This window comes from Sphingobacterium deserti (assembly GCF_000757725.1).
In the GTDB taxonomy this organism is placed as follows: Bacteria; Bacteroidota; Bacteroidia; order Sphingobacteriales; family Sphingobacteriaceae; genus Sphingobacterium; species Sphingobacterium deserti.
This window is the reverse complement of record NZ_JJMU01000054.1, coordinates 37,704-60,358: the sequence shown is the minus strand read 5'-3', so window position 1 is coordinate 60,358 and position 22,655 is coordinate 37,704. Positions and strand designations below refer to the sequence as shown.

Sequence of the window (22,655 nt, the reverse complement as noted above, 5' to 3'; positions counted from 1 at the left end):
CAATGAATGAGCTTCAAGGAGCAGGTGTAGCGTTGGTTACCCCTTTTAATGCAGATGGATCGATTGATTTTGAGTCGTTAGGAAAACTAATAGACTTTCAGATCGATGAAGGGATGAACTATTTGGTTTCATTGGGAACAACGGGCGAAACAGCCACATTAACAGCAAAGGAGAGAGAGGAAATTTGGGAGTATACGGCGAAGCGTGTTGACCATCGGGTGCCGCTTGTGGCTGGTATAGGAGGAAATAACACCGTTGAAATTGCAAAACAAATCGCTTCTTTCAACTGGAGCGGCTACTGTGCATTGCTTTCCGTATCACCTTATTACAATAAGCCAACGCAGGAAGGTATCTACCAGCATTATAAGGCAATTGCTGAAGCCTCGAAGCTCCCTATCATTCTGTATAATGTTCCTGGACGTACGGGTAGCAACATGTCACCTGCTACGACAATACGCTTAGCAGAAGATTTTAGCAATATTGTAGCAACAAAAGAAGCCTCAGGAAATTTCGCACAGTTCAGCCAAATCCTGCGCGATAAGCCTGCTAACTTTGATTTGATTTCAGGTGATGACCCTGTCACATTGCCTATGATGGCACTTGGCGCTGTTGGGATAATATCCGTAATCGGAAACGCCTATCCCGCAAAAGTGAGTAAACTAACTGCGCTGTGCGCTACTGGAGATTATGTCGAAGCACGTCGTATACATGAGGATTTATTGCGCGTTACTGACCTTTGCTTTGTGGAGAGTAACCCTTGTGGAGTTAAATACATTTTGAAACAATTGGGCATTATAACGTCAGACGCGGTACGCCTTCCTTTGGTACCTGCAAGTAATGCCTTACAAGAAACGATCAACAAAGAAATCGCAGGTCTTAAATAACAGCCAATCGCATTTAGACACATGCATAAAATGGGCTGCCACGGTAGCTCATTTTATGTTGTTAGAAGCTAGCGAAGCCCTCCCCTCCTAGTCAGAATTCCCCGACACCGCGATCAACACGGCCCCAGCTATAATAGCTAAACTTCCAACCACAATTTGCCATGTTATTTTTTCTTTCAGAAAAATCACTGCCAGAACAATGGCAATGACCAACGATGTCCGCTCGATGGTAACGACGTATGACGCTGGTCCTAAAGACAAGGCCTTATACGAAAGTAAGGTAGAAAGCGTTGTACAAATTCCAGCGCATGTGAGGTAAATCCACGTGCGGGCATCAATACTGGTATATTCGGAAGAATTCCCTTTATAAAAGACCACTGACCAAGTTATACATACAATGAATATAGCTTGAATAGCAAATGCTAAGCTGGAATCTACGTTCTTTAACCCGGCCTTTGTCAAGACAATCACTAGAGCCGCCGAAACCGCAGCCAATAACGCGTATATAATCCACATCGTTTTACTTTATTAACGCACGATAGCCAAAACAGTTGGCTTTAACGTAATATACTTTGGCCAATTGAGCAGCTCTTATTTCAATACTAGAATTGCACCCACGTTAAGATCACATAGCATTTCAAAAGTTTACAGCTAGAAATAAGTGCCTGTTTGCAGCGCTATAAATACCCGTTATAATGATTTTAAAAAACGAGCTTGGCACGAATAGCGTTTTAATGAAGAGTTTTAATACATATCAAGCTTAAGACGATGTCGCAATAGATGCGTAACGTGGTTTGTTCCTAAAAAGGATAGTTATTTTGGTGTATTATTTTTCACTTATTACTTTTTAATTATTATTTATTGAAGGAGAAAATGATGAATAAAATTTTTTTTAGCAAAAATCCGAAACTTAAAAAATACAGATGGTTGCCTCTTGCCTGTTTAATCTGTTTATCTACTGTAGGATGTGTTGATTTATCAAAACCGCAAGATGATGGTCAAGCCGCCACAGGAACGGCTAGTGAAACAGGTTCTGCATCCTCTGATGCGCAAACTGGACAACAAGGTACAGCCGCAGCTGGCGACAACGAGTCTACTACGGACGTAGCGGTGAATCCAACTGATTTCGAAGGAAGTTATGAGGGCACTATCCCTTGTGATGATTGCCAAGGCATCCGTACGAAAATCGTTATCAACAATAACGAGACCTTCCAAATTACGACCGAACATTTAGGAACCTCCAAAAAAACAGAAGACAATGGCCGGTTTAAATTAGCCGACAATGGTTCTGTTCTACACCTTCAAGGTAAAGACACTGACCTGAAATTGAAGATTGCAAAAGATAAGCTGCTCCATCTTGATAAAAAAGGAGAAGTGATCGAAGGAGATGCGGCCGAGAAGTTTGTCTATAGCAAAGTACAATAGTCTACCTCTTATTCCAGTAACGTCCTAATTTAGCGTATCGTTTAAGATGTAAGTCATCTCATTGTACAACAAGCGATCTACGTAAAAGTGATAGGAAAATACGTGTTTTGCATTGGTAAAAATACGCACCATATTACATGGCATTTTTTAGACTTTTCTTTTCTGTTGAAAACAAGCATATTGGATATCCTCATACCTCCGAAGCCCCTTACTACAGGGGCTTTTGGCGATAATAAGCATCTTCAAATCGGAACAAATTTAATTACATTTGAATGTTTAATTTCTTCTACTTATAAGATCAGCATACCCTATGGAAATTGTTCAGGTATTAAAAAAAAGAAAGCAAAATGTTTTGAAGCTCTGGTTGGATAAGCAGGCACACGACGCAGCCCTCAATGGCAACCCTTTTGACGAGGGGGAGATTAATGACTACGTCGAAAAATTAGTTGATACGTTCGTTGATAGTATTGAAAATTCGAATATCGACGACATCAAGTCTGCAGACTTTGATGCTGTAATCGAATTATTGCGAGAGGTATCTTTCAAACGCGCACGTCAAGGCTTTAGTCCGCGGGAAACAGGGCTATTCATTTTCTCGTTGAAGGAGTCCATTCTGGAAGTATTGAGTGATGACTTGAAGAAAAGCAAAGAAGCTATTCCATTTATTATCACGTTGAGCCGGTTGATGGACAGCTTAGCTACCGTAACTTTTGAAACATTCATCGAAGGGCGGGAAGACGTTATCAATCGACAAACAGACGAGATTTCAGAAATATCCACACCTGTAATCAAAGTTTGGGACGGGATATTAGCACTTCCCATAATAGGAACCCTAGATAGCTCACGTACACAAACGGTATTAGAAAATTTATTGCAGGAAATCGTGGAAACGGGCAGCAGCGTCGCTATACTTGATATTTCGGGTGTGCCAACTGTAGATTCTCTGGTCGCACAACATTTATTAAAAGCGGTTAGTGCTACGCGACTTATGGGAGCTGAATGTATCATCAGTGGTATCCGCCCAGAGATAGCGCAGACCATTGTGTATCTAGGCATCGATCTTTCACAGATAGTGACCAAATCTACTCTCGCCAGCGCATTGCAACATGCCTTTCGCATCTTAAACTTAGCAGTAAGAAATAACGATACAACCAAAACCATCAAAAAGTAATTCATGGAAAGAATCCCAATCTTAAAAATGGGTCAATTTTTACTGGTGACCATCCAAGTAGATCTTTATGATAGATTGGCATTAGACCTCGAAGCTGATTTAATCAATGCCGTGGAAAAGAATGCTGCCAAAGGGGTATTGATCGATATTTCAGCGGTTAGTATTGTTGACTCTTTCATGGGACGTATCTTAGGCAACATAGCCAATATGTCGCGACTTCTTGATGCGCAAACAGTCGTGGTAGGCATACAGCCGGCTGTAGCTATTACGTTGGTAGAATTAGGCTTACCCCTAACCGGAGTGCGGACCGCATTGAATGTGGAACGAGGAATGGAATTGCTAAACAGTCTGATAACTTTTGACGACACTACAGAAGAGTGGGACGATGATACCGATAACGATCACTAAGGAGACAGTTCTGGTTGTCAAGGAGCAAGATGTCGTACCACTGCGAAATACCGTCAAGCAATGCGCCGTTAAAATTAAGATGGGCCTGGTGAACCAAACCAAACTTATTACTGCGGCGAGCGAGCTTGTACGAAATATGCTGCGTTATGCCAAGGGCGGCGCTGTACTCGTAGAAACGGTTTCTGTTGGAAGGAATCAAGGCGTAAAATTGACGTTTCAAGATGACGGACCGGGCATCGCCGATATTAACCAAGCTATGCAAGACGGATTCTCTACAGGAAACAGCCTAGGGCTGGGATTGCCCGGAACCAAACGCCTTGTGAACGAGTTTGATATCAAATCGACGGTAGGAAGCGGAACCACTGTTACCATAATAAAATGGGTAAATGGGTGAAGAAACATATGTAAGCTACCGTGCAGATGATCGGAGTTATTTCGCTACGCTCAAAAGAGATATACGGCAATTTGCCGAGTTGGAAGGTATGGATAGCGCACGCCTTGCTAACCTAGACATTGTCCTTTCTGAAATGACATCTAATCTCACGAAGTATGCGAAAGAAGGTGAAATTTTAGTGGGCGTATTTGAAAGCCATGAAAAGCGCTATCTTGAGCTTATTTGCCTTGACCGAGGCGTCGGAATTGCTGATATCGAACGCACTATGGTCGATGGCTTTTCTACCGGTCAATCGATGGGTATCGGTCTGGGCAGTATCAAACGGCTATCAGATTATTTCGAAATATACTCGCAAAAAAATTGGGGAACAATCGTATTAAGCAGAATAAATATTAGCGTGGCAAAATACCCGTCAATACCCGGAGTCACAATAAAGCCTATGGTGATAAGAATGCCGGGCGAGACGAAAAGCGGTGATGGCACTTTTTACCAAAAGGTAGGTAACCACTTGTTTCTTTTGGTAGCCGACGGTTTGGGACACGGACAACTGGCACATGAAGCGGTGATGGAAGCAATTAAGGCTTTTAAGGCCCACAGTTCCTCCCGGGCAGAGCAACGAATTCGCCACCTGCATGACGCGATAAAGAAAACCAGAGGCATTGTTGCCACAATCGGCGTGCTACATTTGGAAACCAAAAAATGGAATATAGCAGGTGTTGGCAATATCAGCACTAAATTTTTCAGCTACCTGAAAACGAAGAGTATCATTCCTTATAATGGCATCATTGGGCATACCATCCCAAATACCATTAATAGTCAAGTGGTCGATGCTGTGGAATATCCACATCTCTTGCTTTGTTCCGATGGGATCCGATCAAAGTGGGAACACGGAAAGTTACCGGCTATCACGAGGTATGACGCCAGTATTCAAGCGGCTGCCATCTATAAAGATTATGGAAGGCAAACTGATGACATGTCTGTGGTTATTGTAAAGACGTTTTGAGATGATTAAATTAATAGAAGTACCCGTAGAGAATGAGCTTGATTTAACGTTAGCTTATAGAAAATCTATTAAAGCGGGCGAACTGACGAAGATTTCCATATCGATGCGGACCGCTTTTGCTACCGCTGTATCCGAGGTATGCAGGGAAGTGATAGAAAAAGGACTGGACGGGCAGCTATACGTTGCGGTAGAAACGGATGAAAGTATTGGTTATCACATCGTAGCGAATCTTCGTTATAAAGAAGTTATTCCGCTTAACGAGAGAAGCGAAGGGTTCATCTACGCGGGAAAATTGTTAACTTACTTCGATCACCAGGTACAAGATGGATTTGGAACTGTCGTTCTCAAGCTGAAAATTCCGCAAAGCGCAGGTATAAGCCGAAGCCACGTTAATCGCATAAAACACTACTTTCAGGAGATCGAGCCGCAAACGCCCTACGAAAATCTTCGCAAGCGAAACACCGAACTTTTCAAAACTAACGAACAGTCTGCCGAGGCTTTGCGCACTGCGGAGTACATTATCGAACAAAAGAATGAATTTCTTTCTGTGGCAAGCCATGAGTTGAAAACACCGATGACCATTTTACGGGCATTAACGCAACTCGCCTTAAAGAAAAATGCGGATGCCGATCTATCCGAACAACTGCTAAAGATAGATATGCAGGCGCGTAAGATGCAAGATATGATCTCTCAGCTTTTGGATATCTCTAAATCGGAATACGATAAGATGGACTATAAATTTGAGGAGGTCGAGCTGAATAGCTATTTGCGCAGCCAGCACGATTTAATCAAAAACCTCGTGCCGCAGCATTTTATAGTTTTTACGGACTCCCCAGAGCCCTGCGCAGCACGGATTGATAAACTTCGCATGGAGCAAGTTGTCAACAATTTAATAGGTAATGCTGCGAAATACTCCCAAAACGGTTCCACTATCAACGTATCACTATCTTATGAAGACGAAACCGATTGTATTCTGCTTGCCGTTCAAGATAGCGGCATCGGCCTTGCCGAAGATGATTTAAAGAAGGTATTTGACAAGTTTTATCGGGTTACAAACGTTAGCAAAAAGATCGCCGGTTTGGGTGTAGGACTGTATATTTCATCAAAAATTGTTTTCGATCATGCTGGCGAGATCTGGGCGGAAAGTACTTTAGGCAAAGGATCAACATTTTACGTTCGAATCCCTACACTATCAAACAGGCACGACGAAGCTATAGCTTTATAATTTAGACTAACATAAAAATACTGGCTACAAATCTGCCTTTCGGAACCTCGTCTGCCTTAACAAATACGCCCTCAAATGCCTGCAAACGTTAAGGGCGTATGGTTTGTGGCTTACTTTTTCTTGCGTTGCAAAATCAACGAAGACAATACCGGTAAATGATCGGAAGCATACTGCTCATCAATGACTTGATGCGAAACAACCTCCCAGTTTGATCGCTTATCCAGCATAATAAAATCTATTGCCTTTTTCGGATTGATTACAGGAATGGTAAATGCGCAATTTGTACAAGTTGGTTTTAAGCTACCCTTTAAAATTTCGATTGGCATGCTATATTCTGTAGCATTAAAATCGCCTGCTACGATAGCTGGAATTTTCTTTTTCCCTACGCTATTAACAATGTACTTTGCTTGCAACAAACGGTTTTCCTTATCTTTTTGGGCATCTAAATGCACCGTTGCAAATCGTATTACTGTGTTCTGATCCAACTGAACTTGTATCTCACCCATAATCCGCGGCTCACCTTTGAAACCTGCAACCGAGGGTAATTTATGTATTGCCGTAGACGCAATAGGATATTTTGATAATAACAGCTGACCATATGCCCCACCATCATAATCCATAGCTTTTGCAAAAAAATAATGCATGCCAAGCTTTTCAGCAATTAGCTTGGGTTGGTCCATTTTTCCGCTTCGCTTCGTCAATTGATCTACTTCCTGCAAAGCCACAACATCCGCATCTGCGGCACGGATGACCTGCACGATCGCGTCAATGTCGATAAGCGAATCTTTGGACGGCGGGTTTGCATGGTGAATATTGTAACTCATCACTTTGAGCGGTATACCTTTATCAGGTTCCTGCCGATGTTGACCAACGCTAGCGGTTAAGTAAACGGATAAACTGCATACGAGCAGATAACGGAATAGTATCATTTTCATAAGTTATTACGATTATATGAGCGCACTGTGCGCAGTTTGTCAATTACTAGCATCCTTCTTAATGTCAGGTGCCTGCTCATTTTAAATTTGTTCGCACTTGACAATAATGGATATTTCAGAAGTGAAAGAAGTAATAGGCTACGGAATAATTCCTCCGCAGCCTATTATCGATACCTATAACCTTAAATTTGATGGTTTACCAGCCTGGGTTTTGTCCCAGTTTATTATTCCGATCATACTGCGTTTGCGGCACGGGCCATAGGTAATTTTTTGGACTTTCAAATGCCCGATTCCACTGCACGGATAGATAGCCGTCTTCGCCCTTTCTGTAGGTAGCCGAATTTAGTTGCGGAAACCACGACGCTTTTACGCCTTCTATATCATTCCCAAGTAGCTCCCCCTGCTTCCAACGCCGCACATCAAAATACCGATGCCCTTCGAGTGCCAGTTCCACCCGACGCTCGCGGCGTACTTCCTCGCGCACATCCATATTGTGCTGTGCAAGGAAGGCTAAATCCATGCGCTTCATCCCTACCCTATCGCGTAATAGATTAATAGACATATCTAAATCTGCTTGGGTTAAATTGTTTTGCTCAAGACGCGCTTCCGCATAATTTAGCAAGACCTCCGCGTAGCGGATATGATGAATATCATTATCATCCCGGTTGTAATTAGGCACCGCTGTAGGTTCTACATATTTTTTGAAGTAATAACCGGTAGTGGTAACAGAACCCCGTCCATCCTGACTAAATTTAGGCACTTGGAAAATAGAGGGGTCTTGATTTTGTGCCACTGGTCGTCCGTCGTAACGTCCGCCCCATTTATCGCCGGGCACCAAGATGGTTTGTGTCATACGTGGATCCCTGTTCTTGAAGACATCCGCATACGAAGCATCGCTATACAACGGTGATTTATCTATTGGGAGGCCATCCGCACAGAGGTAAGATTCTACTAACGAGCGCGTAGGCACGAAGCGCGCGAACTGGTCGGGCACCTGGATCTCGCGGCTTAAGTTGTGCATAATAACATCCGTCAAATGCAAGCGCGCAAAGATCGTTTCTTTGTTTCGTCCGCCCGATAGCTTACCGGCACGTGTAAAAAGCTCACCATATGCTGTTGCTGGATTGCCGCTGGTATAAAGTTGATAAACGCCCATATCCATCACGGCTTTTGCAGCTTGCTCGGCCAATTCAAAACGCCCATAGGTAAGGGCAATTCTAGATTTTAAGGCAAGGGCGGTGCCTCGACTAACGCGACCCAAGTTCTCGCCAGTAGGAATCGTCTCAGGAAGTGCTACAGCCGCCTCATCCAACTCCTTCAACAAGAAATCTACCACGACACTTTGCGCCGTGCGCTCCCCGTAAAGTTCTGGATCATCGGGATTTAATGTCTTAGTAACGAGTGGAATGTCACCATAGAAAGAGGTTAGAAAACTATACGCCAGGGCACGAATCACGCGTACTTCACCGGCTAGCCGCTCTTTTGCGCCTGGTTCGTTTTCAGTTGCTCCTTGATAATTTTCGAGAAACGCATTGCATTCCCGAATATCTCGATACATATTTGCCCATTCACTATTTACCGTAGGTTGTGTAACGGGAAACACACCCGACCCAATATCTTTGTATTGGTTTGTAGTAGGCCACATCGTGTTTTCCGCCAAGTTTTCCATATCTACAAAATTCTTGGCTTTAACTCGGGAGTATATGCCCGTTGCCGCCATTTCCAAATGTTCTTGGGTTTTCCAATAGGTTTCATTTACAATTTGATCCTGCGGCACTCTATCAAGAAAATCACTGCATGATGCAAGGATACTTACACCACCCAATAGGATGGCAAGTCTAGTATAATTTTTATAGTGAAATTTCATCGTTAGCTATTTTAAGTTTAAGTTCAGTCCAATAATAAAGGTCTTTACTTGAGGGTAATAATCTCCGGAATTTCCTGTCGGCACCTCAGGATCGTATCCGTAAAAGAAATCAGTTTTTGTTAGCAAGTTATCGGCCGATGCGTAAATACGGAATTTTGCAACACGAATTTTCTCTGTCCATTGTGGAGAGAAGGTATAGCCAATCTGCACATTTTTCAAGCGAAGGTAAGAGGCATCTTCAACCCACTTTGAAGATAGACGTGTGTTATGCGTGCGCATATACACAAAGCGCGGGTAGCTGGCATCGGTATTTTCCGGTGTCCAACGGTCAAGATGTATGTCCTGCGGCATAGCACTGTTGTTGATAAAAGGATGACGCGCATTTCCAGTCAAGTAGCCATCAGCCTTGCCAACCCCCTGTAAAAAGAAACTGAAGTCAAAGTTTTTGTATGAAAGATCCCCGCGAAAGCCATAGGTATAGCGAGGTATCTCACTTCCCAACACATGTCTATCTGCTCCAACCGTAATCTCTGTTGCATTGGGATCCGTCGGAACATAGATCAAATCGCCCGGCCCCACAAGATCACCGCGTTGAAACGGAAATTTAGGGACGTATTCACCATTGACCACATCAAAGTCGCTAATTTGCGCTATCCTATCGGCCTTAAAACCATATAGCGCATCGAAAGGTGCTCCAACAATACGTACCTTATCACCTAAGGCTATCGCATAATCGTCGAGACGAGTAACCTCATTGCGGACATCGGAAAGGTTGAAGTTTGCGCGGTATCCAACAGCGCCAATTTTATCCTGCCAACTTACTGCGAGTTCCCACCCTCTGTTCTCCATCGCTCCAGCATTTTGCGAAGGGTAATCAGTTCCTACGCCTATAACATCCGGCAATGGTGTGTTTAGCAGTAACGCATTCGTTTTATTAACAAAAAATTCGCCGGTAACATTCAATCTGCGCGATAGAAACGCAAGATCCAAACCTGCATTAAGCTTTTCAGAGGATTCCCATGTTACCAGCTCATTGGGGATGAAATTCTGCCTAAAACCTACGCGTCCTACATTTCCGATGGGATTATTTGACGTTACCTGGGCTGAAGCAAGGATAGCCATAAATGGATGGTCACGACCTACCTTATCATTCCCCTGTGTTCCGTAGGAAAACCGCAGCTTACCAAAGTTCCAGAAACTTTTAAGCGGTTCAAAAAAGCGCTCTTCGGTAAACACCCATCCGGCGGAAAAAGAGCCGAACCAGTTCCAGCGCACATCAGGATGGAAGCGCGATGAGCCGTCACGACGGAAGTTCCCTTCAAACAAATACTTATTATCAAAGTCATAATTTACCCGTCCAAAGAAAGACATCAAGGCGTTTTGTCCACTTCCACTGCTGTTCAGCTGATTTTCCGTCCCAATAGCTAGCGAAGGTAAGTCGACAGGAAGATGCGTTCTCGAGGCCCCAAAATCATTGCCCACATTTTCTTCCAGAGAATAACCCAATAAACCTTTTATATTATGTTTGTCTTTGATCGATGTGAAATAATTGGCCGTTCCAATAAATGTTTGATAAGTACCGGAATAATGATCCATATTAACCCGGTTGGGATTGTTAGTTTGGTAGATCAATGCATTGTCATCCGGGCTATAATAATTGATGGTTTTTAGCAAGGTCGTCCGTTTAGAGTTGTACTTCACTAATCCATATTGACCTTTTAAATCCAGACCTTTGAAAAGATTAAGCGTGGCGCTGATATTGGCTGTAATCTCTTGTGAGGTAAAGCTATTTGTTCCGCCGTCAGTAGCTATTGCTACCGGATTCGACTGCCCGCCGTGATATCCCCAGCTACCGTTTGTAAACCTAACAGGAACGAGGGGACGTATGCTTGTCGCGGCGGAAAGCGCACTTAACCCGTTGGCGCTACCGTCATAAGATCTATCCACATAGCCTAAGTTTCCATCTACATTCAATCGATCAAGCAGTTGTGTGCTTACGCGCAAACGCGCGTTGTGGCGATGCGCTTTAAAATTATCACCTATAACCAGTCCACCTTCATTTAAATAGCCGTAAGAAGCGTAATATTGCGTTTTATCTGCACCGCCATTCATGCTCAGGTTGTGGTTTTGCTGTGGCGCACTGGCGCGATACACTTCGGAAATCCAATCGGTATTCGCGAAATAATTTGGATCCGAGCCATTTCTCGCGATTTCGATTTGTTCGGGGGTATACGTTGGGTTTTGCCCTGCATTCACGTTGGCCTCATTCTGTAAAGTCATATAGTCGGCCGATCCAAGAAATTTAGGTAACGCCGTTGGCGTTTGCCAACCCATGTAGCTGTTTAGGCTGATATTTGGCGTACCCGAAGTGCCCTTCTTCGTCGTCACCATAATAACGCCATTCGCGCCTCGCACACCGTATATGGAAGACGATGCAGCGTCCTTCAATACCGAAATGCTTTCGATGTCATCCGGATTGAGAATATTTAGATTGCCACCCGGTATCCCGTCAATAACGATAAGAGGGTTTGCATCGCCCCAGGTGCCTACACCGCGAATGCGGAACTGTGGTGCGCGATTACCTGGCGCCGTATTGCCGGTGCTGCGCACGGTAAGTCCTGGTAGCTGTCCCTGCAAGCCTTGCCCTATATTGGCGATAGGTCGGTTTTCCAACTCTTCGCCCGAAATGGCACTTACAGCGCCCGTCAGATTTGCCTTTTTTTGGGTACCGTAGCCCACGACGACAACCTCTTCGATATCACCCATTTGCGGTTGTAGTGTAATCTCAATATTGGGGCGTCCTTGTGTTTCTACTTCTTTCGTTGCAAAAGCTATATGCTCCAAAATAAGCGTCGCATTACCCGGGTCTAATGCCAAATTGAAGGTTCCGTTTTCGTCGCTATTGCTTCTTTTGGCGGTTTGACCTTTAACGGAAATTGTTACTCCTTCTATAGGCTTACCTGCCTCATCACGTACCGTTCCACGAAGCATCGTTTGCAAAGGTTTCAAAACGGGAATGTTCGGTCTATCCATTTTTTTCACCAGGATATAGTCTTCAATAATTTTATAGTCCAAGCCTCTTTTGCGCAAGACGATATCCAGTCCGGCGTTTAGATCTACCGCCTCTAAATAGGCGTTTTCGATGTAGATCTCACCGATCTCAGCATTGTCGTAAACAAATCTATAGGGGATCTGTCTTTCAATTTTCGAGAGTAAGGTTGTTAGGCTGGCCCTTTGTTCATGCAGCGAGATGCGTTGGGCGAAAGTGGATGCACTCACAGATGTGAGTGAAAGGAGGAGAATTGCTACAGCAAATTTCATGATTCCTAGAAGTCGATAAAGTTTATTCCGGTTAACGCCATAAACTTTTAAATCAAAATGCATACTTTAGTTCGATTTTAGTTCTGTAAAAATATTGATGATGTCAAGAGTCTGTTTACGCAGGACGAGAAATCGCTTTCAGGGAGTGTTCCCTCACTTCCTGATCTTTTTATCGCCCTACCTGTGCGCTGTTTCTGTTTACATAGGTGGCTTCATTTTAACATTAATAATCAGTTTATTACTTTTATATTTTCCTTCAAGACCAAGGTATCCCAACATTTCCAGCATCTTTGATAATTCCAGATCGCGGGAAATCTTACCGTTGATTTCATGATTCGAATTTGATCCCGTTACGGCTACATCTACTTTGTACCATCGTGAAAGTTCATCAGCCACCTGATAAGCATCTGCATCCTGAAAATTGAAAAATCCATCTTTCCAAAGTAATACATCAGCTATATCTGTGCGGTGCGCTAATTCGGTTTTACCGTTTGCGCCCACAACAGCTAATTGTGAGGGGATCATGCGCACAGCAGCTTTGGCAGTCTTTAGACGTATACTTCCTTCCAACAGGGCAATTTTATTTTGTTGCCTGACATAGGTATTCACATTAAATTTTGTGCCCAACACTTCAATCTCACCAAACAGACTTTTGACGATGAATTTTTGGGCCTTTCGCTTAGCAACTTCGAAATATGCCTCTCCAGTTACTTCCACCAAACGATCCGCTTGCTGCATCCCGAGATTAAACGTAAGTGACGATGCCGCATTTAACCAGACTTTGCTACCATCGGGCAAAACAAAGTTTACGATTCCACCCTTTGGCGTATTGATCATGTGTTTCGCATCGGCAGTCACATTGGATAAGCTCTGATAGTGCAATTCACCTGATGGCATCCGCACAATTTTGAAATTACTTCCCAATACATCCTCTCCCACCTTTATAGAGTCAAGTGCGATCAAGCTACCGTCTTCAGTAGTCAGTATTGCTTTCTCCCCAGCAGGGTTTAAAGATGCATTTGGAGCGTTCAAGCTTGCTGACACCACTTTCTCGGTTGAGGCGGCATTCCTATTCCATAAGGTTATCGTGCTGTAGCCCAGCACGAGCAAACATGCTGCCGCCGCGAACCATTTGTACGGAAACCATTGGTTCCGCTGGTTGCATGGTTTCGGATCTTTATCTTCGTTTTCTATAATACGCTGAATAATTGCTTCTTCTTCCTCTTTGCTCAAATATTGATCGTTAGTTTCGACAGCATCCAGATGCTCATCGATCAGCTTATCAAAAAGCGCTCGTTGTTCGGTTTCTGGGATTACAGCCAACAGCGTATTCAACAAAAACAACTCATCGTCGCTCAGTGTGCCATTAATCTGCTTCTTCAGTAATTGTATAAATGTTTTATTATCGTCTTGCATTCTTCGTATAAAGGCACGCGCTTTAATACAAGACAACACGGGATTAGAAAGGGGGGTATTGCAAGGGTAAAAAAATAAAAAATATAGAAACGATGGAATCTCTATTGTTCACTAGGTACTTTCGAATAGAATCAGAAGCAATCTGTAAGTATTTCTTAACCGATTCACGGGAAATCTGCATCTCTTCTGCGATCTCTACATATTTTTTCCGTTCGTGTCGGCTCAGCTGATACACGCGCTTTTGCTGAGGTGGCAATCTGTCGATAGCTTTATTCAACCAACTATACTGCAACTCTTCACTATTGTCTTCGGGTAGATTGTGCAATTCTGATTCATTATCTAAGGCAAACCTTTTCTCTATAGCGGCTCTTCGAACGGTTTGCTTCAGGGCATTTAGGGAAAGGCGCCGCGCTACGGTTATGAGGTAGGCCTCCATATTTCGGATAGTACAAATTTCCGCGCGGCCATGCCAAAGCGTTAAAAAAGTATCATGGACCACCTCCATGGTCTGCTCCTTTGCAGGGATCGTTCGGCTTACTTCGTGCGCTACCCGACCAACGTGTATACGGTACAACCGTTGAAAAGCCTTTTCATCGCCCTGACGAATAGACTCTAATAGCTCAATTTCTTTTGTATGGTTGCTTAGGTTTTGCATACACTACTTACTCCGTGCAAAGCTAATATAACAGTTTTTCAATTTCGTTGCTTACATTATTAATTTTATATTAACAATCAGCATGGTCTCAACCAATTTAACAGCATAAATGAAGAAATATACGCTTACTGCTACCTCAACTACGAACATAAGGTGGGCCAACATGGGAGCCCTCGGTGATATCTTATATTGCGCTACAGATTTCAATAAGCGCGATTAATTCCATTTGAGCAGATTATTTATACGCTGCGATAAACAAATTTATACGCGAAATGCTATTCCGCATTAAATTACAACTTATTGGTTCTTAATTTGCTAATAGGTTATAGTGCAGAAGGGGAGCTTCCTGAACATACCTTGGGAAGATATGCAAAATAGATATAGATATACGTGAAGGGTTATGGATGCAAAAAAAGTAATAGTCTGCGATGACGACCGACATATTTTAGAAGTATTAAAACTTATTGTCGAATTTTCCGGAGCCGAAGTATTGGTCGAAGACGATAGCGCAAAACTATTTGGTCGGCTAAATGAAGACCGTCCAGATTTATTGATTATAGATTTATGGATGCCAAATCTTTCCGGACAAGAGATCATCAGTAAGATCAGGATGGATGATAAAATGAAAAACATGTACATTTTATGCCTATCCGCCAGTGATGACGGCGAGGAAGTCGCGATGCGTGCCGGTGCAAATCAATTTCTGCCAAAACCATTTGAAATGACCGACATTCTTCAAATAATTGAGAATAACTGTCGAAATATCCGTGCAAGCGCATAAAGATTAGGCAGGTTCAATATACTCGACGACACACTTTTCGATAGCATAGCTGATAAATAAGCCATGCAAGATGGTATGCTTTGGAGGTGTATACCTACTACGTGTTCATCATGATGGAATATTTACAATGAGTTATCGGGAAACATCTTGTTGTAGTACTCTTCGAGCTGATGCAGTTCCGTCACTTCTAGTGGAAATTCGTCGGATAGCCGGCCGAGTATATGCTTCTCGCCCACTTCATCTTTTACCATGGCGCAAGTGCACTTTTCATTGTGGTTGTGAAAAATGCCTACGCCGACTAAAAAACCATCACAGTGTACAGTGTAATATTCTGTTACGTGGCCACCATCCATACTTATTAGAGTCTGCAGGGAATCCCCGTTTGCTTTTAAGTCTATCCGTTTCATAAGCTTTTTCCGATTTAGGTTGCGGAAACTTAAATTTATAAAAAAATCCCCTGTTAAACAACCTGTCAACCCGAATCAACAGGTAATTAACTACAAAACGAGGTATAGTATTAAAAAGCAATCTATGTAGCGTAAAGAGCAGTCTAACCAATTTCGTAATCACAATGCAATAAGCTTCGATTTTAGCGTTCGCTAGCCAAGGAATAAAAGTCTTTCTCATCAGATGAAAACCCCTTACATTTTATACCGTCATGGAGCTTCTTGGTTAATAACGCCTGGCCATTTTTCAATAACAAGCCTTGAATATGTGTGCCGCACCATAAATCTGGCGCTAACCCTCGTGCTTCCAGCATCGCGGAATCTGCTTTGTTGCCGAACAACATCAACACCTGATTCACCTGAAATTGTGGATAGGCATAATGCAGCACTTTCTCGCTCTGATGCGCTCGAACAAAGTACACCGGCGCCCGCAATTGCAATTCGCCATAAATGGTATCTTGCTTCCCAAAAGCTTTGATATAGGCGAGCGAATCTCTCTGGTATACCACGAAGCGCGTTCCATTGATCGTGCACGAGTCAGTGACACTATCCTTTTTGATAGCAACTTCGTTATCTTCTGTCGCTTTTTTACCGGAGGATGAACAAAAACTAAAACACAACAGCGCATAGAGGCTGCTCATTACAACAAGATATTTTTTCATGTCTATATAATTATTTCAGGAACTCAATACACGTATTTTGTTATCCCCACACGTTAGTGGGCCGTGTCATCTATCAGGTATCAAGCAATGGTCTAAACCCGGAAGCCCCTTCTGCAATACGTCCCAAAACCATATTCGAACACCCTTTTCTAAATAATCCGAACCCCCATTCTTTATAAACTGACCGTTCCATAAATCGATATGATCTGTAGGTCCCCAACCGTCTTCAATAAAAATTATACCTTTACGATTACTAAAAACAGCTCTAGTTCCCAGTTTGTTTAGCGTAGCTCGCTCGTAAATGTTCGTTTTGCCGAACAACCCGCTTTGCTTAAACCAATTTGCCAGTTCTTGAGCACGCAAGAAGTGTTTGATAGTGTTGTGTTCCGAGAGGTGAAAATCACATTTAACGGCTGGGCAATCTCTAACACTTATCTCAGACTTTTGCAATGCAACACTCATACGGATCGCACATTGGTTTTGATACCTAACTTGATCGCAAGGAAAGACCAGATTGGTAGGTAAGTTAGTCCATAATCTATCGAATAAAGCCATATATTCCTTTCAACTTAATTTAGATATAATTGAAACGATTACCCTGACTTTTTATTGCTTACTACCTATTATTGAAACACTTACATGTAGATCTTATTTAACAAGGTTACCTCTCTTCTATTGTATTTATCAAATCTTCAATATTCTCGGGATAAACTGCGAATGGAAGTTCACTGTAAGCATCCGTTATCGTATATCCCTCCTGGCCGTAACGCTTCGCTAAATACGCATACTGCTTTGCTTCAATAAGTTGATTCGATCTCAATAGATTTACCGCAAAGTAATAATTTGCTTCACTACTTTTTGGGTATTCCTGCAAAATGCTACGTAAGAGTTTTTGTGAATCAAGGTATTCTCCCATCTGCATTAATACTGCCGCCTTATACAGCTTAATCTTGTAATCTACAAAACCCGGGAGCGATGTTTCCAATGCATCATCAAATGAGGAAAGGCACGCATCTATATGACCTAATTTGTACAAACAAATTGCTTTCAGGAAATGGATATTTTCACTCATGGGATAATCTACATGGTTCACTGTCAATGAGTCTAACCGCTCAAAATCGCTTAGCGCTCCCGCATAGTCTCTTACTTTATACAATTTCATGTAGCCTCGATATCCTAATGATGTCACCGGATTTATAGCAACAGCTTTATTCAGTAATTCAAAACCCTTGACGTACAGACCGCGCTTGTTATACGCTACTGAACGTTCCAAAGGCACAGCCGCGCGATCTGGATATTGGGAAGACATTACGGAAAATATATAATCAGATGCACGCGTACCCTGACGATTTTCAGCGTATTTAAAACGGTAGTCAAAAGGCCCTAAATAATAGTTGTAAAGCAGCGGGGCCAACAAGATCGCAACCAACAGAAGCTTGACGAACACAATGATGGAGCGTACCGATAATTGGTTAGAAGATTTCTTCAATACGCCCTCCTCTTATCCTGAAATTTAACAATTGTATATATTTTCGCGGTTTTCCATTTACCCTTCCCGTTTGCCAATGTTTCTTTTTCTTCAGGCAGCTAACAACATGCTTTACTCCGGAAAATGCCTCAGCTCCCACAATTTTGCGGTAATTCTCATCTAGGTAATCCGTTCTAAAACGGTCTGCTTTGCCATCTTTGTGAACCAAGAACCGAGCGGTAAGAAGACCATCTTCGGGAAAACGTGTCGCTGGATCCAACAAGCATCCTCCTAGCTCCTTTCTTACCTTATACCTGCTCTCCAAAGAATCCAAATTATAATACTGATAATAAAGACCATACCCAGTATCCGATTGTTTATCACCGAGCGTCTTATCGTAAGAAATGGCGGTTACGTGCTCGCTCATATAAAATATGTCGAACAACCAAAGGATGACGGATAGGACTAACAAGCAATTGAGCAAGCGATTTGCTATTTTCATTTTTCGACTATTTAGTCACTATGCCCCACCCACTCCCAGACACTATTATATGCGCCATGCGTTTCCACGTAGTCAAGAAAACCCTTATAGAATTCATGTTCGCCAATGGTACTGCTATCCCCTACCACAATCAATTTCTTCTTTGCCCGAGTCATGGCCACATTCATACGGCGCACATCAGCAAGGAAACCGATCCGTTGCTCATTGTTAGACCGTGTTAGGCTGATGTAGATAATATCCTTTTCCTGCCCTTGGAAACCATCGATAGTATTTATCTGGATTGCTCCTTGAAAAGGCTTCAAATATTCGTCCTGTTCGATCAGCGTCTTCAGTAGTTGTGCCTGCTTTCGGTAGGGTGTTATAACACCAAGAGAGGGCATATCTTCGGCTGAATAAGACATAGCGCATGCCTTGATAGTTTCCCGAAGATGTGCGCGCACAAACTGCGCTTCCTCTGTATTAAAAATAGCGCCATCCTCTTCTGTTTCTTCAAAACCCGCTCCTGCCGAATCGATGAAAAGGATTGGCGCATCGTCATCCTTCAACGTCCAATCAGCTACTTCGGAAGCTGCGAGTAATCGATTGTCATAAAGGCGCAAAGATGGGTAGGCCATAATGTTGGCATGCATACGGTATTGCAGGTCTAACAGCGACACCTGCGCAGGGTAACGTTTCACAAGCTTCTCGAACAAGGTTATATACAGTCCTTTCTGTGTATTCATTGACGATTTTACGGTCGGCGGTAATTGGCAATGGTCCCCCGCGAGCACCACACGATCCGCCTTCAACAAAGGAATCCAGCAGGCGGGCTCCAAGGCCTGTACAGCTTCGTCTATAATCACGATGTCATAGTTTCTCTGCTGAATGCTATGGTGGTTTGCGCCGACCAAAGTAGCTGTTATCACCGATGCACTATCCAGAATATCAGCCATAATGAAATCCTGGACTTTATCTATTTCTTTTCGTATTTTACGGGCTTCTTCGAAGAGGGCTTTACGTTGTTCGCGTTCATTCTTTCCAAAATTACGCTTGTATTTATGTCCCATATCCAAGTATGCACGCTCCTGTTTCTCCAAGGTTTTACATTCCTTATTTGCGCGATGATTATCTATCTTACCATCTAGCGTCAAGGCCTGAAGATGCGATGACACCTTCACAGGGTTCCCTATACGAACCACAGAAACGCCTAGCGCATCCAAACGCTCCGTTAACACATCAACAGCGGTATTGCTGGGAGCAACCAAAAGAATCTGTTTTGTCCCGTTTGACAGCAATGCTTTCACAGCTTGGGTAATGGTCGTTGTCTTTCCCGTGCCTGGAGGGCCGTGTAAAATTGTAAGCGCTTCGCCTGTTAATACCTGCTGCACGGCAGCATTTTGACTGGCATTGAGCATATTGTTTTTGTAAAAGTCGGCAGCAACACCCTGATCTATAGGCTGTGCGCCTGTAAGCATGCGAACGAGTGTACCTTGCTTCGGATCATCCTTTATCTTCTTCGCTTGCTGTAGTGCAGCATGCATTTCTCTATAGGAATTTTCATCGAATAGCAGGTCAATGCCTAGCTTTCCCCTCCTGCTCCAATCGGGCAACTCGTCCAAACGAAAAGCGATCCGCATGCTATCGTTATTGACATACGCAACTGTTCCTTTCACCCGATCTTCATTTGGCGCATAATTTGAAAACAACGCGACGGGCATACCAAAACGGAATTTATGCGATTCCTCTAAGCTGTTCGTCCTTTTGATCGTGATACTTAGATAGTCACCCCGACCAATTTCACTATCGGTCAACATCACAGGAAACCAAGTGACGCCTTGCGCGCGACGTTCATTTACAGATTTATTAAGTAATAGCGCCTCGTGCATATTCCTATCAAAATCTTCCTCATCTCGCAACAAGGCTGCAAGCTCATCAAAATAATTATCCATACGAAACTAATTGTAGTGCAATCTCACAAATAAACGGATTTTAAGGGGATTTCGCCAGAACAGCTTCTTTAAAAAACGCTCGCCGTCTAACGTCATTATACTGCACCTTTCATATCCATATTTACCAAATTTGCTTTATTCACTATAGAATAAAACGAGGAATATGATACAAATCGACAAAAGGTTGAGTGAGAATATCAAGTAGTATTTCCTTTCTTTGAGTATAAACTTAAAGCCCTTATGATGTATAAATTTCTTTTAATTCTACTTGCTGGGTTGTTCTCTACAGGACTTCTTGGGCAGAAAAAGCTATTGACAAATTTCCCGGATGGTTACACCCCTGAACAAGTTGGTAAACGTTTAGGCTACCGCTTTGTAGAAGGCAAGCATATGTTGCATGCAGGCAAGTGGATCAGTTATCCGGAAACTTTCAACTGGGCAGGTGCTGTAAAATTCGCTACTTTAACAAAAGATGACAAGCTCGCTAAGCTGCTTCAAGATAGATTTGAGCCGCTCTTCACGACAGAAAAACATTTGTTGCCACCTATGAATCACGTTGATCTAAATATGTTTGGTAGCTTGCCGCTTTTGCTTTTTCAAACCACAAAAGAGCAACGCTATTATCAGCTAGGCTTGCCCTATGCAGACACACAATGGATGGTACCAGAAAATGCAAAGACCCAAGAAAAGGAATGGGCATTGAAAGGCTATTCCTGGCAAACGCGCTTATGGATCGATGATATGTATATGATTACGATTGTACAAACGCAGGCCTATCAAGTGACAAAGGACCAAAAATACCTTGATCGTGCTGCTGCAGAGATGGTACTTTACCTGGATGAACTGCAACGCCCCAATGGGCTTTTCTATCATGCGCCCGATGTGCCTTTCTACTGGGGACGCGGAAATGGCTGGATGGCGGCTGGGGTAACGGAGTTGCTTCGTTATCTTCCTAAAGATCATAAGCACCGACCACGTATCTTGGAAGGCTATCAATTAATGATGAGCAGTTTGAAACAATACCAAACTGCGGATGGTATGTGGAATCAACTGATTGACGAAAAAGATTCATGGGCAGAAACATCGGGATCTGCTATGTTTACCTATGCCTTTATCACTGGCGTAAAGCATGGTTGGCTAGATGCCCGTGAATATGGACCCGCCGCTCGCAAAGCATGGTTGGCACTGGTCTCTTACATCAATGAAAATGGTGATGTCAGAGAGGTTTGTGTAGGCACGAACAAAAAGAATGATAAACAATATTACTATGATAGGCCTAGACATGTGGGGGATTACCACGGCCAAGCGCCCTACCTTTGGTGCACAGTGGCGCTCCTTGAAAATGTAAAGTAATCTGCAACCTGATAGCGCCAAACTTTGTTTGCGTGCTATCAGGATTCTTTTTCCAATGAATTTCGGTAGCTCTGCGGTGAAATATTAAAGTAGCGTTGAAAGTTTTTATTAAATAAACTTTGGCTGCTATAACCAACAATCTTTGAGATTTCAGACATGGTAAATTCGTTTTGCGCAATAAGCTTCGTGGCCTTCTTTAAACGTGTTACATCAATCAGCTCTTTTGGTGTGAGGTCTGATATGGATTTAATTTTCCGGTAAAATGTTGGCCGACTCATATTCATATGATCTGCCAATAGATCAATACTCAACGCCGTATCATCGAGGTGTTTACGGATGTAGCCATCAAGCTTTTTCAGGAAAGCTTCATCTGTTTTGGAATGCGCCATAACTCGCACATCTTCGAATGGCGAACTGGCAAAATGCATTTTTATCTTTAAGCGATTGCCTAAAAGATTTGCTACCTGCAAGAGTAAAAGTTCGGGCGAAAATGGCTTTTGTATGTAGAGATCAGCACCTACTTCCAAGCCTTCAATATGTGCATCATAGCTGTTTTTAGCAGTCAGCAGTACAACAGGAATATGGCAATAATCCACATTAGATTTGATCAGCCGGCACAGCTCAAAGCCATCTATACCGGGCATCATAATATCAGAAATCACTAAATCGATAATTTCAACATCCAATATCCTCCGGGCATTCTCGCCATCCATCGCCGAGTAAAGCGTATAGGCATCGCCCAATACTTGGGCAAGGAAATCCAAAATTTCTTCATTATCGTCAACGATCAAAATTTTATGCTGCATACCTT

The 22,655-nt window shown here is 43.0% G+C and carries 22 protein-coding genes; 9 read left to right on the top strand and 13 right to left on the bottom strand.

What is annotated here, in order from left to right:
* Positions 1-2 precede the first annotated feature (2 nt).
* Complete coding sequence (gene dapA, locus DI53_RS14760) at positions 3-884, top strand: 4-hydroxy-tetrahydrodipicolinate synthase (RefSeq protein ID WP_037501261.1); 882 nt, start codon at positions 3-5, stop codon at positions 882-884.
* Between the two features lie 87 nt (positions 885-971).
* On the opposite strand, the gene DI53_RS14755 is transcribed toward dapA, so the two are convergent.
* Entirely contained in the window at positions 972-1,400 is a 429-nt protein-coding gene (locus DI53_RS14755; RefSeq protein ID WP_037501259.1) for an EamA family transporter, read from the bottom strand.
* Between the two features lie 357 nt (positions 1,401-1,757).
* Between DI53_RS14755 and DI53_RS19705 the strand changes: the two genes are divergently transcribed.
* The 6 genes from DI53_RS19705 to DI53_RS14725 all read left to right on the top strand — a co-directional run bounded on the left by DI53_RS19705 (position 1,758) and on the right by DI53_RS14725 (position 6,510).
* Positions 1,758-2,309, top strand: a complete 552-nt coding sequence (locus DI53_RS19705; protein ID WP_052072440.1) for a copper resistance protein NlpE — start codon at positions 1,758-1,760, stop codon at positions 2,307-2,309.
* A gap of 310 nt (positions 2,310-2,619) precedes the next feature.
* Positions 2,620-3,480, top strand: coding sequence for an STAS domain-containing protein (locus DI53_RS14745; protein ID WP_037501257.1), 861 nt, complete (start codon positions 2,620-2,622; stop codon positions 3,478-3,480).
* Positions 3,481-3,483: 3 nt separating this feature from the next.
* Entirely contained in the window at positions 3,484-3,888 is a 405-nt protein-coding gene (locus DI53_RS14740) for an STAS domain-containing protein (RefSeq protein ID WP_037501255.1), read from the top strand.
* On the top strand, positions 3,866-4,282 hold the full coding sequence (locus DI53_RS14735) for an anti-sigma regulatory factor (RefSeq protein ID WP_241462439.1): 417 nt from the start codon (positions 3,866-3,868) through the stop codon (positions 4,280-4,282). Before DI53_RS14740 ends, DI53_RS14735 begins: the two co-directional genes overlap by 23 nt.
* Positions 4,275-5,285, top strand: a complete 1,011-nt coding sequence (locus DI53_RS14730) for an ATP-binding protein (RefSeq protein ID WP_037501254.1) — start codon at positions 4,275-4,277, stop codon at positions 5,283-5,285. Before DI53_RS14735 ends, DI53_RS14730 begins: the two co-directional genes overlap by 8 nt.
* 1 nt (position 5,286) lies before the next feature.
* A complete protein-coding gene (locus DI53_RS14725; protein ID WP_052072439.1) occupies positions 5,287-6,510 on the top strand; it encodes a sensor histidine kinase in 1,224 nt (407 codons plus the stop codon).
* Between the two features lie 110 nt (positions 6,511-6,620).
* On the opposite strand, the gene DI53_RS14720 is transcribed toward DI53_RS14725, so the two are convergent.
* The 5 genes from DI53_RS14720 to DI53_RS14700 all read right to left on the bottom strand — a co-directional run bounded on the left by DI53_RS14720 (position 6,621) and on the right by DI53_RS14700 (position 14,704).
* The gene (locus DI53_RS14720; protein WP_037501251.1) at positions 6,621-7,445 is read right to left on the bottom strand and encodes an endonuclease/exonuclease/phosphatase family protein; all 825 of its coding nucleotides are present in this window, start codon (positions 7,443-7,445) and stop codon (positions 6,621-6,623) included.
* A gap of 196 nt (positions 7,446-7,641) precedes the next feature.
* Entirely contained in the window at positions 7,642-9,312 is a 1,671-nt protein-coding gene (locus tag DI53_RS14715) for a RagB/SusD family nutrient uptake outer membrane protein (RefSeq protein ID WP_071790505.1), read from the bottom strand.
* 6 nt (positions 9,313-9,318) lie between these two features.
* Entirely contained in the window at positions 9,319-12,696 is a 3,378-nt protein-coding gene (locus DI53_RS14710) for a SusC/RagA family TonB-linked outer membrane protein (protein WP_037501248.1), read from the bottom strand.
* A gap of 135 nt (positions 12,697-12,831) precedes the next feature.
* Positions 12,832-14,049, bottom strand: a complete 1,218-nt coding sequence (locus DI53_RS14705) for a FecR family protein (protein WP_037501246.1) — start codon at positions 14,047-14,049, stop codon at positions 12,832-12,834.
* A gap of 43 nt (positions 14,050-14,092) precedes the next feature.
* Entirely contained in the window at positions 14,093-14,704 is a 612-nt protein-coding gene (locus DI53_RS14700) for an RNA polymerase sigma factor (RefSeq protein ID WP_052072437.1), read from the bottom strand.
* 400 nt (positions 14,705-15,104) lie between these two features.
* Here DI53_RS14700 and DI53_RS14695 point away from each other — a divergent pair, with 400 nt between their 5' ends.
* Positions 15,105-15,485 carry a response regulator gene (locus DI53_RS14695; RefSeq protein ID WP_037501243.1) on the top strand — a complete coding sequence of 127 codons (381 nt, stop codon included), beginning with the start codon at positions 15,105-15,107 and terminating at the stop codon, positions 15,483-15,485.
* 122 nt (positions 15,486-15,607) lie between these two features.
* On the opposite strand, the gene DI53_RS14690 is transcribed toward DI53_RS14695, so the two are convergent.
* The 6 genes from DI53_RS14690 to DI53_RS14665 form a co-directional block, all read right to left on the bottom strand.
* Positions 15,608-15,892: a hypothetical protein gene (locus DI53_RS14690; protein ID WP_037501240.1), complete on the bottom strand. Its 285-nt coding sequence runs from the start codon at positions 15,890-15,892 to the stop codon at positions 15,608-15,610.
* A gap of 182 nt (positions 15,893-16,074) precedes the next feature.
* On the bottom strand, positions 16,075-16,593 hold the full coding sequence (locus DI53_RS14685) for a hypothetical protein (protein ID WP_037501237.1): 519 nt from the start codon (positions 16,591-16,593) through the stop codon (positions 16,075-16,077).
* A gap of 66 nt (positions 16,594-16,659) precedes the next feature.
* A complete protein-coding gene (locus tag DI53_RS19700) occupies positions 16,660-17,148 on the bottom strand; it encodes a T6SS effector amidase Tae4 family protein (RefSeq protein WP_052072436.1) in 489 nt (162 codons plus the stop codon).
* Positions 17,149-17,254: 106 nt separating this feature from the next.
* Positions 17,255-18,082, bottom strand: coding sequence for a tetratricopeptide repeat protein (locus DI53_RS19695; protein WP_052072435.1), 828 nt, complete (start codon positions 18,080-18,082; stop codon positions 17,255-17,257).
* Complete coding sequence (locus DI53_RS14670) at positions 18,066-18,563, bottom strand: hypothetical protein (protein ID WP_131555304.1); 498 nt, start codon at positions 18,561-18,563, stop codon at positions 18,066-18,068. Before DI53_RS14670 ends, DI53_RS19695 begins: the two co-directional genes overlap by 17 nt.
* Positions 18,564-18,574: 11 nt before the next feature.
* Positions 18,575-20,491 (bottom strand): AAA domain-containing protein, encoded by a 1,917-nt coding sequence (locus tag DI53_RS14665; protein WP_037501232.1) that lies wholly within the window; start codon positions 20,489-20,491, stop codon positions 18,575-18,577.
* Positions 20,492-20,731: 240 nt separating this feature from the next.
* On the opposite strand from DI53_RS14665, the gene DI53_RS14660 reads away from it, so the two are divergent.
* Positions 20,732-21,844: a glycoside hydrolase family 88/105 protein gene (locus tag DI53_RS14660; protein ID WP_241462438.1), complete on the top strand. Its 1,113-nt coding sequence runs from the start codon at positions 20,732-20,734 to the stop codon at positions 21,842-21,844.
* 38 nt (positions 21,845-21,882) lie between these two features.
* Here DI53_RS14660 and DI53_RS14655 read toward each other — a convergent pair whose 3' ends face one another.
* On the bottom strand, positions 21,883-22,650 hold the full coding sequence (locus DI53_RS14655; RefSeq protein ID WP_037501442.1) for a response regulator transcription factor: 768 nt from the start codon (positions 22,648-22,650) through the stop codon (positions 21,883-21,885).
* Positions 22,651-22,655 lie beyond the last annotated feature (5 nt).